The following is a 14,514-nucleotide window of genomic DNA, read 5'->3' on the forward strand; positions in this document are numbered from 1 at the left end:
CCGCCGCCTCCGTCGTCGTGTCCACCTTTCGTCGCCGGGCTCGACCGTTGCGGGCCGGGAGCGGGTCGGCTCCTACGCTGGTGCGGTGAGCGATTTTGTCGATGAGACCGGTGTGTTCGTCAAGGCGGGCGAGGGTGGTGCCGGCGCGGTCTCGTTTCGGCGAGAGGCCCATACCCCCAGGGGCGGGCCCGACGGTGGCGACGGCGGGCGGGGCGGTGACGTGTGGTTTGTCGCCAACCGCAACGTCGCCTCGCTGCTCGCCTTTCGCGACCATCCGCACCGGAAGGCGACCAGCGGCCGCCACGGCGGGGGCAAGGGCAAACACGGCCCCGGCGGGGAAGACCTGTTCGTTCCGGTGCCCGAGGGCACGATCGTGCGCTCGCGGGACGGCGAAGTGCTCGCCGACCTCGTCGCCCACGGCGATCGCTGGCTGGCCGGAGAGGGGGGGCGGGGCGGGCACGGCAATGCACGGTTTCTCTCCAACCAGCGTCGGGCGCCCGACTTTGCCGAGCAGGGGGAACACACCGAGGAGCAGTTCCTGGTCCTCGAGCTGAAGCTGATGGCCGACGTGGCGCTGGTCGGGTTCCCCAACGTCGGGAAGAGCACGCTGATCGCTGCGATCTCGGCGGCCAAGCCGGAGATCGCCAACTACCCGTTCACCACGTTGGTCCCCAACCTGGGCGTTGTGCGCACCGACGATGGCTTCGAAATGGTCGTCGCCGACATTCCCGGCCTGATCGAAGGCGCAGCGATCGGTCGGGGCCTGGGCCACGCCTTCCTCCGTCACATCGAACGGGCGCGGGTGCTGGTGATCCTGGCCGACATCGCCCCGCCGGAGGCCCGCATGTACGAGGCCGACCGCGACGAACAGGAGCGCGTGCTGCTCGGCGAGCTGTTGGATTATCGACCCGAGTTGCTGGAGCGGGCCAAGATCCGGGTGGCCGCCCGGGCCGACCTGGCACCCGACGCTGCAGCGGAGGCCGCCGTCGACGGCTGGTTGCCGGTGTCGGGGGTGACCGGCGAGGGCACGAGGGAGCTGATCGGGGCCATGCGGCGGGCGGTCGAAGAGGCCCGGGAGACCAGCGAGGATCCGAGCGCATACGTGGTCCACCGGCCCGAACCCGAGGGCATCCGGGTGGAGCGGGAGCTCGACGGATCGCTGCGCGTCATCGGCCGGGAGGCCCGACGGGCGATCGCCCTGTCGGACCTGACCAACCCGGGGGCGCTGGCCGAGGCCCAGCGGCGCCTGAAGAAGCTGGGGGTGAACCGGGCGCTGGGCCGGGCGGGCGCCAAGGAGGGCGACCTGGTGCACATCGGCACCATGTCCTTTGAATACGGCGAGGACGACCTGGCGTGAGGGTGCTGTCGTGAGGGTGCGGCCATGAGGGTGATCGCCAAGATCGGCACCTCGTCGGTGACCGACGAGGCCGGTGAGCTGCGAAGCGAAGCGATCGAGGCGGTGGCCGCCGAGGTGGCCACCGTGCGGGGTGCCGGCCACGAGGTGGTGCTGGTCAGTTCCGGTGCCGTCGCTGCGGGGCTGCCGGCCCTTGGCCTGAGTGGCGCGGCCCGTCCCCGAGATCCCCGCGCCCTGCAGGCTGTGGCGTCGGTGGGTCAGGTGCGCCTGATGGAGCGCTACGCCTCGATCTTTGCCCACGCCCACGACACGGTCGTCGGCCAGTTGCTGGTCGTCCCGGCCGACTTTGGCGCCCGGGACAAGTACCTGCACGCCCGGGCGACGCTGCAGGCGATGCTGACGATGGGTGTACTGCCCATCGTCAACGAGAACGATGCCCTGGCCGACGACGAGCTGCGCTTCGGCGACAACGATCGGATCGCCGCGCTGCTCGCGCAGGCCCTGGCCGCCGACGTTCTCGTGCTGTTGACCGACCAGGCCGGGCTGTTAACCGCCGACCCCCGGTTGGACTCGTCGGCGTCGCTGATCGAGGACATCGCCCAGGTCGACCGGGAGATGGAGGCGTTGGCGGGCGGCTCGGGCTCGAACCGCGGCACCGGGGGGATGACCTCCAAGCTGGCCGCCGCCAAGATGGCCACCTGGTCGGGTGTGCGCACCGTGATCGCAGCCGCCGAGCGGCCGGGGGTGCTGGCCGACGCCGTCGCCGGCGTCGCCGGTGTGGGCACCACCGTGCGGGCCCGCAGGGGCAGGCTGCCGGCGCGCAAGGTGTGGATCGCATTCGCCGTCGGGGCCGTCGGCACCGTCATGGTGGACGACGGGGCACGCGCAGCACTGCTGTCCGGCGGTTCGTCGCTGCTGCCGGCAGGGGTGGTCTCGACCAGCGGTGACTTCGACGCCGACGACGCGGTCGAGGTGGTCGATCGCAGTGGCGTGCCATTTGCCAAGGGCATCAGCCGTATCCCTGCTGAGGTCCTCGACTCGGTCGTCGGCCGCCGCAGCGCCGAACTGCCGGCCGACGTGTCGCCGGTGGCGATCCATCGAGATGACCTGGTCGTGCTCCCCGAAGGCTGAGGGCTCTGCGAGCGGCTGTTCGGCCGGTTGAGCTACCCGGCGGGGGTCTGGGCGGTGCCGGGGGCCTCGTCGGGCCGGGAAGGAGCGGTGGAGGCGGCATCGTCGGTCGCAGCGTCGCCGCCCTCGGTGGCGGCGGTATCGGCTGCGCCGGTGTCGAGGCCGAGCTGGCTGCGGATCTGCGAGAGCCGGGCCTGGGCCTCGACGTTGCGCGTGGCCTGTTCCACCTCGAGCATCTTGGATTCGACCGACTGGCCCTGCAGCTCCGACATGCCCTGGGCCTTGGCGTAGCGCCCCTCGATCTTCTCCCGCACCTGGTCGAGCGTGGGCACATCGTCGCCGACCGTGGCCGACAGGTTGGTCATGGCGTCGTTCATGCGTTCCTGCATCTTCGACTGGTCGAGTTGGCTCAGCAGGCGCTGCTTCTCGGCCAGCTTCTTCTGCAGCTGGGCGCTGTTCTGGGCCACAGCGGTCTTGGCCTGATCGGCCGCTGCGGTCGACTGCAGGTGCATGGCCTTGAGCTCCTCGATCTCCGATTCGAGGGCGATCAGCTGGTTGGCGAACGCCTCGGCCGCCGAGGTCATCTCGGTGGCCTTGTCGGCATTGCCGGCGCGGGTGGCCTCGTCGGCCATCAGCACCGCTTGGCGGGCGTTGGCCGACAGCTTCTCCAGATCGGTCATGCGGGCATCGAGGCGCATCTCGGTCTGCTTCTGGTTGGCGACGACCGAGGCCGCCTGCTCGACGAGCAGCTTGTGCTGCTGTTGGGACTCGGCGATCGCCTGTTCCAGCTGGACCTTGGGGTCCGCCTTCTCATCGAAGCTCATGTTGAGCTTGGCGGTCAGGTACTTCCAGAAGCGCTTAATCGACTTGAACACGTCGCCGAGCATAGAGCCTGACGGCGCGGCGTCGAAGCGCAGGGGTGCCGGCTAGTGCTTCGACGCGTCGGTCGTCGATTCCGCGCCGGAGCCGGAGCCGGAGCCGGAGTCGGAGCCGGAGCCGGGGTCCGGGCTCGTGCCGGGGGCCGGACCGGTGTCGGATGCCGAGCCGGTGTCGGCATCGGGGTCCGGGGTGACCTGCGTCGACGGCGACGCAGGGCCCCGGCCGAGCGTGGCCAACCGGCGTTCGACCCCACCGGGCAGCAGCGGTGTCAGCTTGCGCCGCAGCACCGTCACGTAGCGATCGAGGCCCTCGATGCGCAGGAATGACAAGGCCACGAAGAAGGCGATCCCCCCGAACGCCACCCGCAGAAGCAGCTGTGCCGGGGGCCAGTCGAGCGACGACAGAGGCGGGAGGCTGGGGATGAGGGCGCCGAGCACGGTCGCGCCCGCAGCGACGGCCGCCTTGCCCATCATCGTGAACAGGTTGCGGTCGATCAGGCCGCCGACGTGATGGTTCAGCACGAGCACGGCGATGACCGCTGCGATCAGGTAGGCGCCGCTGAAAGCGACGGCCAACCCGGATGCGGTTCGGGTGGTGAGCACGACGGCCAGCACGATGTTGAGGGTGTTCTCGAGCACGTTGATCCAGAACGGGGTGCGGGTGTCCTGGCGGGCGTGGAAGGCACGGATGGCATACAGGTAGGCGGAGAACGCCGGCAGGCCGACGGCGAAGGCGATGAGGGTTCGGGCGGTTTCGGCCGTGCCCGATGCGCTGAACGCCCCGCGTTCGAACACCACCTGAACCACAGGTTTGGCGACGACGACGTACCCGGCAGACGCGGCGAGCACGACGGTAAACAGCACGTTCATGCCCTCGCGGAAGTTGGCCCGGAAGGCGTCGAGGTCGCTGTCGACGAACGCGGTGGCCAGCCGTGGCAACACTGCGGTCATCAGGCTGACCGCGATCAACCCGTGGGGCAGCTGGAAGAAGGCGAACGCGTACTGGTAGGTGGCGACCGTTCCCTCCGGGCCGGAGTTGGCCAGGTTGGTCACCACGTACAGGGACACCTGGTTGGCGATGACGTAGCCCATCGTCCACCCCGACAGGCGGATCAGGCGTTTGACCACCGGGTGGGTGGGCGAGAAGTTCCAGCGGAGCCGGACGACGCCGTCGCGCATCGGTGGGATCAGCGGGAGCGCCTGGGCGATCACGCCCAACGTCGTGCCGATCCCCAGCACCAGCAACAGCACCTGGGACGATGTGGTGCCGGCGTCGACGCGCTCCATGAGCGGGCGGGCGGCGACGAACATGACGGTGACGACGAGGTTGTTGGCGATCGGCGTGTAGGCGGGGATCGACAGCTTGTGCTGGGAGTGCAGCACGGCTGTGGCCAGGCTGACGATGCCATAGAGGAAGATCTGGGGAAGGAACAGCCGCATCAGCGGGATCGACAGCTCGAGCTGGTCGGCCCGGGCGGCGGGTTCCAGTCCGAGGGTGTAGGCCTTGGCGATCCACGGGGCGGCGAGCACGCCGGCGATCGACAAGATGACCAGGGCGATCGACGACACGGTGAGGATCGCCGAGGCACCGTCGTCGGTCTCGCCGCGCTTGGTTTGACGCCGGGTGTTGACGAACAGCGGCACCAGGGTGGACGACAGCACGCCGCCGACGACCAGCTCGTAGATGATGTTGGGCGTGTTGTTGGCGATGCCGTAGGCGTCGGCCAGGCCGGTGCGGCCCAGCGCATAGGCCATCGCGCCCCAGCGCAGCACCCCGGTCGCCCTCGACAGCACCGTGCCGAGCGCCGGGTTGGCGGCCGCTCGCACCAGGTCGCGCTCGCCGGCGGCGACCATCTCCGGGTCCTCCTCGACCGGCACCCCGCCGAGGGGGGTGAAGCCCTCGTCCCGTTCGATGTCCTGGTCGTCGGCTGCGTCATCGTCGCTGAGGATGACGTCGTTCATCGAGGCACCCTCGGCCCCGGGCTCATCGCCGACCCCGATCGGGCCGACGATCTCGGGCTGTGGCGCCCGGATCGACGACGAGGTCGCCGAGGTGGCACCGGCCCTCGACGACGGCGTGGCGCTCTGGCGCCGGTCGGCCCGTTCCCGGCCGGCGAAACGCACCCGACCCGAGGGCACCCAATCGACCCCCTCGACGCGGGGAGGGGGCACGAGGAAGCGGCGGCCGACCGGTGAGCCCTCGTCGCTCACCCAGGTGCGGTTGCGTCGGGGCGCCGGGTCCCCCTCTGTGGGCCCGGCATCGTCGTCCGGAACCGTGTCGCTGTCGGGAACGGTTCCGGTGGTCATCCGACGCTCCCCGAGGGTGTTTCGCCGGCTGCGTCGCTGGGCGGAGTCGTGTCGCCGACGCCGAGGTCGGGGATCTCCTTGGGCACGGTCGCATCCGACGCCCGCACCTCGGCCATCGCCTGACGCAGCGCCTCCATCTCGTCGACGATGCCGGCCACATCGGCCCGCAGGGCGCCGGTCGAGGTGGAATCGGCCTGGCTGACCGACAACTCGATCGCCCGGGTGACCGCCTCGTCGAGGCGGGCGTTCAGCAGGCGGAGGCGGCTCTCGGAGTTGCGAACCGTGGCGTCCATGCGGTCGGCGGTCGCCAACTGCATCAGCAGCGCCTCTTCGGTCGCCGCCAGGCTGGGGGCGTCGTCGGCGGCGCGCAGCGCTCGGGTTTCGTTCAGCTCCGCCTCGACGGCGGGACGGTTGATCTGGGAACGGCCCGACTCGACGGCGTTGCCGGCCTTGGCGATCTCCCACACCTCGACCACACCTTCCACGAGGTGGGTGCGGATCTCGTCGAGGCGGTCGCGCAGCGGTCCCGGCGGGGTGCCGCGCAGCGCCTGGTCGAAGCTTTTCTGGGCCTGCTGGGCGTCGCGCACCAGCCGGTTCCAACGGTCGCCCAGGGAGAACGGGTCGATCCGGCTGCTCGTCGCCCGCTGCCGACGGGGCACTGCGACGCCGACGCGCGCCACCCAGGCGACGATTGCGCCGATGACCGCTCCGACCGGGCCCAGCCCGACGAGCACGCCGATCGCAGCGCCCGCGCCGCCGGCGACGATGCCGCTGGGGCTCGTCATCGCCCTGGCCACCTGCGGGGTATAGAAGCGGTCACGAAAACTCATGGCGGCTTGGCGAAGCTCCGTCGGTCGAGGGTCCAGCGGGTTAGAAGTTGGACACCACAGCGGTGAAGACCTGATCGATCGCATCGGGATCGCTCGAGTCGTACGCCGCCGCGTTGGATGCCTCGGCGATGGCCGAAAGTTGACCGGTCGAGGCGTCCTCACCGTAGGCGATGGTGAAGACCCGAACGGGCGTCGACGCCTCGCCCTCGGTGCTGGAGCGGAGTTTATCGGTCAGCTGCGCAAACTGGGCATCGTCGTCGTCGGGCACGCCGTCCTCGTTGATGCCGTCGGTCAACAGGATCACCGCGTTGATCCGCTCGGGGTCGTAGCCGGCCTCGATCTCGTCGACCGCCAAAGCGGCGGCACCGAACAGCGGGGTGCCGTTGCGGGGGATCAACCCTCGCAATGCCGTGCGCAGGCCCTCGGCGTTGGCGCCCAACGCCTCGACCTCGACCAGGTCGTCGTACACCGGCTGGCCGGTGTCCTCGTCGGTGGTGAACGTGCGCAGGCCCACCTTGTCGTCGGCCTTGAACTGGTCCAGGGCGGTGGCGGCGGCCTGCTTGGCCAGGTCGAGCTTGGTCGGCCCGCCCGGATCGTCGGCGCGGGCCGGCTCGCTCATCGACCCGGACACGTCGAGCATCATCAGCACCCTGGCGCCCTTTCGCTGGGTGTCCCAGGCACCGAGGATGGCGTCGAGCACCTGGGGATCGGGCACCGGCAGGGTGGTCGACGGCTGATCGGGATCAACCCCGTTCTTGGCGACGATCGGGTTGCCGACCGGCACCTCGGGGTTGCCGGGACGGAAGCCGAACCCGAGTACCTTCTTCTGGTTGGTCGGTTCCTGAAGAAACTCGATGAACTTCTCGGCCACCTGCTTCTGGCCCGCCGATCCGCCGACGACGTACAACGGGTTGTCCGAGTACAGCGTGCCCTCGGTGGGATAGATCGCCACGAGCGGAACGCGGGGCTTCTTCGGCTTCTCCCCGGGCTCGAGCACGCCGTCGGGGTTACCGGCGTTGTAGTCGATCACCGACTTCTCCTCGACCGCCACCGCCGAGGCGTAGGTGAGGGCGGTGTCGCGCTGGTCGGCCCGGAACCAGTTGTTGAGGAAGGTCATCGTGATGTCGCCGTAATGCACGACCGACGACTCGATGCCCTTGTTGAAGTCGACGACCTTCTTTGCTTTCAGCTGTTCGGCCGACAGGTTGTTGTCGGTTCCGGCGGCGGCGTAGTTCTGGGCGACGAGCGCCGACAGGCCGGAGGTGGAGAAGTTGGGGTTGGTCTTGCCCAGCTTGAACTGGCCCCATTCGGGGTGGCCCCGCTTCTCCCAGGCGTTCTCCTCGGTGGCGAGCGACAACAGGTCGGACCAGCCGACCGGCTTGTCGGGGTAGCCGAGCGCGTCGGCCATCGGCTCGGGCATGGCGATGACCAGCGGGGTCAGCATGAAGTTGGGCGGGTCGGTGGGCACGGTGAGCGCGCCGTCGGCCTCGGCGCTGCGCTGGTTAAGGATCGCCCCCCAGCTGCTGGCCGCCGGCGACCACAACACGGGTTGGGGCCCGAGCTCGTCGGCGTTCCACCCCTCGGCCAGCGCCACCGCCGCCCGACCGGAGGGGACCGACTTGGCCTCGACGCGAACGCAGCCCGACCCGTCCCACGACCGGGCGAAGTCGTCGCCCAGCTCGGTCATCAGCTGGATCTTCTCCGAGCTGACCGCAGCGGGCACGCGGGTGCAGTCGTCGTCGGAGGCGGCGTCCTCGTCGCCGCCGCCAAACCCGCAGGCGCCGACGAGGACGCACAGTGCAATCAGGCCGGTTCCGGCGCGCGCAATCAGGCCGGCTCCGGCGCGTGCGGTGGGTCGGCGCCTCGGCGCCGTCGTACGGGTGCGGTGGGCGTGGATCACGGATGCCTCCGGTTCGGCTTCGGGTGGCGGCGTCGGGGTTCGGTCCCCGCTCGGGGGATCATCGGTCGTTCCAGGCATCGAGCAGCGCAGCGAGCACGCCGGGATCGGTGCCGGTTCCCGGGGCGGGCTCGCCCCAGCCATCGGCGCTCAGGCGGTCGCCCAGCCGGCCGGCGAACCCGGCGGCCGCATCGGCGGACGGGGCTTCGCCGTCGCCTGCGGGGTCGCGTTTCAGGGGCGCCACCTGGGCGGTCAGCGCTGCGGAGGGCTCGACGGTCACCAGCTCGAAGCCGCGCGCCTCGGCCTTGGTCACCAGCGCCGCCTCGGGCCCGATGAACACCGAGGCCTCGCCCGGCTGGGTGAGAAACTTGCTCACCGCCGCGCCGGTGGCGATGCCGAGCTCGCCGCTGTCGACCCGGTCGAGCAGGCCGCGATAGGCCTGGGAGTCGACGTCGCCGCGGTTGGGGGCGTCGGGGTCGGCGGCGACCGTCGGCAACAGCGCGGCCAGCGTGGCCAGCCCGAGGGACGACGGCGGCACGACGTGACCCAGGCGGAACTCGCCCAAGGGCGCCGAGCCCCCCAGGTCGGTCGCCTGTCGGCCGGCGGACTCCGCCAGGCAGGTCCAGGTGACCTTCTGGCCACAGGCGGAGTCGATCAGGGCCAGGTTGGCGCCCTTGGCCGCGACGACCAGCGGGCTGGAGGCGGCCGGCGTGGCTGCGCCGAAGGTGGGGATCTCGGTGTTGGGGTTGGCGGCCGCCAGCGCGGCCGGCCAGTCGCCGGCGGTCACCCACAGCGACGGTGCCGGACCGTCGTTCTGGGGGTCGGCCAAGCGTTTGAAGGCGTCGCCCGGCTCGATCATCTCCACCTCGGCGCCGTCCGCAGCGCTGGTGCAGGCGTCAGCGAGCAGGGGATCGCACCAGATCGCGATGCGGGCATCGTCGCCGGCGGAGGCATCGTCGCCCTCGATGGCGCCGCGCAGCGCAACAGCACCGGCGACCAACCCCACTGCGGCCACCAAGGCCAGGATGCGTGCGACCACGAGCGCACCATGCTACCGGCTGTGATCGGCCGAGAGGCCGCCGGCAGGGGGCAGCCATCACGAGACGCTTCAACCTATGACAAACTCCGAGCATGGAAGTCGCTGAGCCTCCGGCACCCGCAGAGGCGTCAGCACCGGCGAGTGACGACGGCTCTGCGTCATCAAGAGCCGAGTGGGTCACCCTTCTCCGCAGGGTCGCGATCCTTATGGTCGCCCTTCCGGCCATCGGTCTGCTCCTCGTCGTTGTGGCGGACCTGGTGCCGAGCAAACCGATCGTCGACCAACTGGTCGAGGATCAATCCTCCGGCCGATTGAGCCCTGAGCAGTACGACCAGTCTGCGTACGGCAATCAGATCGACGAGTTCACCGAGTGCATCGGGGCCACCATGGGTCTTGGCAACCCCGTCGGCACCAACCCGCTCGAATCGGCGATCAGAAGTCCCACGCTGGGCAACTGCGAGAGCACGACCGAGCGCATCGACACGTATCTCGCCGGTGACGGGCTCGAGCGATCGTACGACTACTACCGGTACTGGCATGGCTACGCGGTGATCAGCCGCCCGCTGCTGGCCGTCGTCGGCCTGGCGGGCCTCCGGTTGCTGTCGACGATGGCGCTCATCGCAATGATGGCGGGCCTCGCTCGATCGGTGGTCCGTCGCCATGGAGCGGTCACCGCCGCCGTGCTGTTCCTTCCGTTCGTTCTCACGACGGACTTCATCGACCTCGGAACCGAATTCACCCATGCGATCGGGGTGATGGCCATTCTTGGCTCGAGCTGGTGTGCGTTCGAGGTCGTGGCCCGAGACACATCGATCAGTCGAATTGCCACCGCCTCGATGATCGCCGGAGCCCTGGTTGTCTTCGCCGACTTTCTGACCATGCCCCCTGGCGGCTGGGCTCTGTGTACAGCGCTCATCGGACTAGCGGCCGTCGGCGTCCACCGTGGGCGAGCCTTGAGCGCACGGCTGGGCGTTGCAACGGTGTTCTGGGCCTTCGGATACGGCTGGATGTGGCTCAGCAAATGGGTTCTGGCGGGCCTCGTCGCGGGCTTCGGCACGGTGAGGGACAACATCTCGTCGCAGGTTCAGCTTCGGGTGGACGGCGAACAGGTCGCCGTCGAACAACGGTGGCTAGCGTCGATCCAACGGAACGTCGAGACCTGGTGGGAGATGCCGCTCTCGAGGTTTGTTCTGGTCGCGTTGGTGCTGACCTGTGGGGTTGTGGTGTGGCGGCGGTCCACCGGCTCGGGCGCCCCAGGGGTTGACGTGAGGTGGACGGATCGGGCGCTCTTGGCAACCCCAGCGGCCCTCCCTCTCCTCTGGTACGAGATTCTCCGGAACCACAGCCAGGTCCACTATTGGTTCACCTATCGCTCCGTGGCCATCGCCCTGGGGATATTGGCGGCGGCGGTGGTCGCCCGAATCGGTCCGACCTCGCCGGTGGCCCCGGCGCACCAAAGGTCCGCTACCCACCCGAGGACCGGGGATGCCGGCGACCGCAGCGATCACCCAGCGGAGCGGCGGCGCTCGTCGATCAGCTCGGCGAGGACGACCGCCTGGTTGTGATCGGTGTCCTTGGCGCCGAAGACGAGGGTGACCCGCCCGTCCGTCGTGCGTTCGACGAGAGCGTCGACCAGGTCGTCCCGGTCCTCGAGCTCACCTCGGTACCGCGATCGAAATTCGTCCCAGCGCTCTGGATCGTGGCCGAACCACTTGCGCAGCTCGGTGGACGGCGCGATCTGCTTGCACCATTCGTCGAGTTGGGCGTCCTCCTTGGACACCCCCCGGGGCCACACACGGTCGACGAGCACCCGGTAGCCGTCGTTGTTCGTGGGCTCGTCGTAGGCCCTGCGAATCCAGACCCGGTCGCTCATCGCGCTTCCCCCGTCGTCTCGGTCAAAGGCTCGTCCCCTCGACAGCAAGCTAACCCCGGCGGTGGCCGGGGGGCTCGTCGGGGATGTCGGCGGCCACGATGGTGGCCAGCTGGTCGCGGGTGGGGTCCGTCAGCGCCACCACCCGGCCGGCGTGGCCCGCCATCGTCTCCTCGAGCAGGTTGCGGGCCAGCCGGCCGTTGCCGAAGCCCTGCTCGCGAGGCACGGCGTCGAGCACCTCGGCGAGCCGGCTGCGGGCATCGTCGGCCAGCTCGTAGCCATTTTTGTCGGCGAGCAGCTCGAAGATCGCCACCAAGTCGTCGGTCGAGTAGTCGGGGAAGAACACCGTGCGGGGAAAGCGCGAGCGCAGGCCGGGGTTGAGGTCGAGGAACGCCGTCATCTCGTCCGGATATCCGGCGACGACGACCACCACCCGGTCCCGCCGGTCCTCGACCAGCTTCACCAGGGTGTCGACCGCCTCCCGGCCGAAGTCACTCTCCGAACCCCGAATCAACGAGTAGGCCTCGTCGATGAACAGCATCCCCTCGTCGGCTTCGTCGAAGCGTTTGGTGACCAGCGGTGCCGTCTGGCCGACGAAGCCGGCCACCAGGGACGAACGGTCGACCTCGATCAGGTGGCCGCGCTCGACGACGCCGAGGGTGCGGTAGATCTGGGCGAGCAGGCGGGCCACCGTCGTCTTGCCGGTGCCCGGGTTGCCGGTGAACACCAGATGGTTTGAGCGCTCGGCCACCGGCAGGTCGACCTGGGCCCGCAGCTCGCCGACCCGGATCAGGTCGGTGATGCGTCGCACCTCGGCCTTGACCTCGGCGAGCCCGATCAGGTCGTCGAGCTCGGCCATCAGCTCCTCGAGCGGGCGCGGCGGGGGGAGTGGCTCGGCAGCGCCGTCCGGCTCGACCGGGTCCGCCTGACCCCGGGCCGGGTCGGAGTGGTCGTCGCCGCCGACGGGGGCCGATCCCGACGACCGCGCAGGTCCGATTCGGGCGAGCAACGTGTCCCGGTATCGCTCGATCGCGGCCAGTTCCCCCTCGGTGCTGATCACGTCGAGGGCGACGATCGTGTGGGCGATCCCCATGGCGTGCCGGTAGTAGCCGAGCGCGTGGTCGGAACCCTCGGCGCGGTCGGCGCCGAGCAGGATCTCAAACAGGTCGCTCGGCCGATCCAGCCATCGAGCAGCGCCGCGCAGCAACGCGGCATCTCGGACCTGGCCGGGGGTGGCGCCCGAGAGCTGGGTGTCGAAGCGGCCGCCGAAGGTGGCGATCAGGGGCAACAGCTCGTCATCGGAGTGGCGTCCGTCGCTGTCGATGAAGGCGCAAGCGATTCGGTAGGCCTCGACGGCCACATCCCCGGCGAGATCGCTGTCGGAGACGTCGACGCCCGTGTCGCCGGCTTCGGTGACGTGCAGCAGCGAGGCGGTCACCCCGGCGCAGAACCGATCGACCGCTGCACCCAGCAGGGCCGTGCCCTGAGTCCGGCTCATGAGCACCAGTGTGCCACGACCAGTTCAGTCGGCCGTTCCTCGGGGGACCATGCGCCGAGGAGTCATCACTTCAACGCAGCGGCCACCGGTGCGGTTGCGGCCTCGATCTTGGCCTGGGCCAGCGAGCTGGCCAGCTTGGCCTCGCGCTGGGCGGTGTTGACCATCCGCTCGGTGTCCTTGGCCGCCCGGCGGGCCCGCCACCCGAGGCCGGGCCGGCCCTCTGTGTCGGCGGCGGCCAGCATCAACCCGCCCAGGATCGAGGCGTTCTTCGTGAACTGGATGCGGTGCCGGGTGCGGGCCTCGCTGTTGGACTCCTCGTCCCAGAACCGGTGACCGGCCAGCGTGGTCGGTACCAAGGTGCCGGCCAAGGCGATGGCCGACAGGCGGGGGAACCTGTTCAGGGCGAACAGGGCTCCGGCGCCGAACATGATGGCGCCGTTGGCCTTGACCAGGGCGACGTCGTCGGCGGTGAGGCCTGTGATGTCCTTGACTGCGGCCAGCACCGGTGCGGCCGCTTCCACCTTCGATTCGGGGTCGCGGGCGATGGCGAGGCCCTCGCTGATGAACACGCCGGCGATCAGGGGTCGGGCAATACGTCGCAACAACATGGTTCCGATGTTCCCACGACCGCAGGTCGCCAAACGACCGAGTCGGCAGACAACCGGTCACCCGACGGGCGGCTCGCCGGACGAGTGGGTCCCCAAAACCCGAGGATCAAAGGATTGGGGGCGACTCGCCCGCCGATCGGTAGTCTGAGCGGCGATGACGACGGTAAGCGCGCGCAACGACGGACTGCCCAAGACCGAGCCCCGCTTCGATGCGGTCGACGAGGTGCGAGCCCGCCTGGGCGAGGTCGAGTACCTCGCCGACGACGGGATCGCCGGCATCCTCTATCTGGCCGACCGCCTGGGCAAGCCCGTCCTGGTCGAAGGGCCCGCCGGCACCGGCAAGACCGAGCTGGCCAAGGCGGTGGCCAAAATCACCAACAGTCGGTTGATCCGCCTGCAGTGCTACGAGGGCCTGGACGAGGCCAAGGCGCTGTACGAATGGAACTACAAGAAGCAGCTGCTGCGCATCCAGGCGGCGGGCATCGAAGGCAACAACGAGGCGTCGGGGTGGGGTGAGCTGGAGGAGGACATCTTCTCGGAGGACTTCCTGCTCACCCGCCCGCTGCTCGAGGCGATCCGCGCCGAGGACCCGGTGGTCCTGCTGATCGACGAGGTGGACCGGGTCGAGGTGGAGACCGAGGCGCTGCTGTTGGAGTTGCTGTCGGACTACCAGGTGTCGATCCCCGAGCTGGGCACGATCACCGCCCGCCAGATCCCGCTGGTGTTCCTCACATCCAACGCCACCCGCGAGCTGTCCGAGGCGCTGAAGCGCCGCTGTCTGTACCTGTACGTCGACTACCCCGATCTTGAGCGCGAGCGCGAGATCGTGTTGACCAAGGTGCCGGGCATCACCGAGGCGCTGGCCGACCAGGTGGCACGCATCGTTCGTTCGATCCGCCAGCTGGAGCTGAAGAAGGCGCCATCGGTGTCCGAGACGCTCGACTGGGCCCGCACGCTGATGCTGCTCGGTGTCGAGAAGGTCGACGAGAAGGTGGCCACCGATACGGCCAACATCTTGTTGAAGTACCACTCCGACATCGCCAAGGCCACCCGCGAATTCGCCAAGGACGGTGGCCAAACCGCCGCCAAGTCGATGCTGGGCTAA

Annotated in this window: 12 protein-coding genes; 4 read left to right on the forward strand and 8 right to left on the reverse strand. The window is 69.6% G+C overall.

Annotated features, from left to right (window positions below):
* Positions 1-85 precede the first annotated feature (85 nt).
* Both obgE and proB read left to right on the forward strand, forming a co-directional pair.
* Positions 86-1,357, forward strand: a complete 1,272-nt coding sequence (gene obgE, locus PKD89_RS00920) for a GTPase ObgE (protein ID WP_289010725.1) — start codon at positions 86-88, stop codon at positions 1,355-1,357.
* A 24-nt stretch (positions 1,358-1,381) separates the two neighbouring features.
* On the forward strand, positions 1,382-2,485 hold the full coding sequence (proB, locus tag PKD89_RS00925) for a glutamate 5-kinase (protein ID WP_289010724.1): 1,104 nt from the start codon (positions 1,382-1,384) through the stop codon (positions 2,483-2,485).
* Between the two features lie 32 nt (positions 2,486-2,517).
* Here proB and PKD89_RS00930 read toward each other — a convergent pair whose 3' ends face one another.
* The 5 genes from PKD89_RS00930 to PKD89_RS00950 are packed head-to-tail and all read right to left on the reverse strand — an operon-like array spanning position 2,518 to position 9,433.
* Positions 2,518-3,357: a PspA/IM30 family protein gene (locus tag PKD89_RS00930; RefSeq protein ID WP_289010723.1), complete on the reverse strand. Its 840-nt coding sequence runs from the start codon at positions 3,355-3,357 to the stop codon at positions 2,518-2,520.
* A gap of 51 nt (positions 3,358-3,408) precedes the next feature.
* Entirely contained in the window at positions 3,409-5,667 is a 2,259-nt protein-coding gene (murJ, locus tag PKD89_RS00935) for a murein biosynthesis integral membrane protein MurJ (protein ID WP_289010722.1), read from the reverse strand.
* Complete coding sequence (locus PKD89_RS00940; protein ID WP_287377711.1) at positions 5,664-6,497, reverse strand: hypothetical protein; 834 nt, start codon at positions 6,495-6,497, stop codon at positions 5,664-5,666. The genes murJ and PKD89_RS00940 overlap by 4 nt, the downstream gene beginning before the upstream one ends.
* Positions 6,498-6,537: 40 nt before the next feature.
* The gene (locus PKD89_RS00945; RefSeq protein WP_287377709.1) at positions 6,538-8,397 is read right to left on the reverse strand and encodes a substrate-binding and VWA domain-containing protein; all 1,860 of its coding nucleotides are present in this window, start codon (positions 8,395-8,397) and stop codon (positions 6,538-6,540) included.
* A gap of 58 nt (positions 8,398-8,455) precedes the next feature.
* Entirely contained in the window at positions 8,456-9,433 is a 978-nt protein-coding gene (locus PKD89_RS00950; RefSeq protein WP_289010721.1) for a hypothetical protein, read from the reverse strand.
* A gap of 206 nt (positions 9,434-9,639) precedes the next feature.
* Here PKD89_RS00950 and PKD89_RS00955 point away from each other — a divergent pair, with 206 nt between their 5' ends.
* Positions 9,640-10,998: a hypothetical protein gene (locus PKD89_RS00955; RefSeq protein WP_289010720.1), complete on the forward strand. Its 1,359-nt coding sequence runs from the start codon at positions 9,640-9,642 to the stop codon at positions 10,996-10,998.
* Here the strand turns inward: PKD89_RS00955 and PKD89_RS00960 are convergent.
* The 3 genes from PKD89_RS00960 to PKD89_RS00970 form a co-directional block, all read right to left on the reverse strand.
* Positions 10,938-11,306, reverse strand: a complete 369-nt coding sequence (locus tag PKD89_RS00960; protein ID WP_287377701.1) for a DUF488 domain-containing protein — start codon at positions 11,304-11,306, stop codon at positions 10,938-10,940. The genes PKD89_RS00955 and PKD89_RS00960 overlap by 61 nt on opposite strands.
* Positions 11,307-11,355: 49 nt before the next feature.
* The gene (locus PKD89_RS00965; protein ID WP_287377697.1) at positions 11,356-12,801 is read right to left on the reverse strand and encodes an AAA family ATPase; all 1,446 of its coding nucleotides are present in this window, start codon (positions 12,799-12,801) and stop codon (positions 11,356-11,358) included.
* 65 nt (positions 12,802-12,866) lie between these two features.
* Positions 12,867-13,409 carry a DoxX family protein gene (locus tag PKD89_RS00970; RefSeq protein WP_287377695.1) on the reverse strand — a complete coding sequence of 181 codons (543 nt, stop codon included), beginning with the start codon at positions 13,407-13,409 and terminating at the stop codon, positions 12,867-12,869.
* Between the two features lie 154 nt (positions 13,410-13,563).
* Here PKD89_RS00970 and PKD89_RS00975 point away from each other — a divergent pair, with 154 nt between their 5' ends.
* The gene (locus PKD89_RS00975) at positions 13,564-14,514 is read left to right on the forward strand and encodes an AAA family ATPase (protein ID WP_289010719.1); all 951 of its coding nucleotides are present in this window, start codon (positions 13,564-13,566) and stop codon (positions 14,512-14,514) included.

Source organism: Candidatus Neomicrothrix sp., assembly GCF_035329545.1.
Lineage (GTDB): Bacteria > Actinomycetota > Acidimicrobiia > Acidimicrobiales > Microtrichaceae > Microthrix > Microthrix subdominans.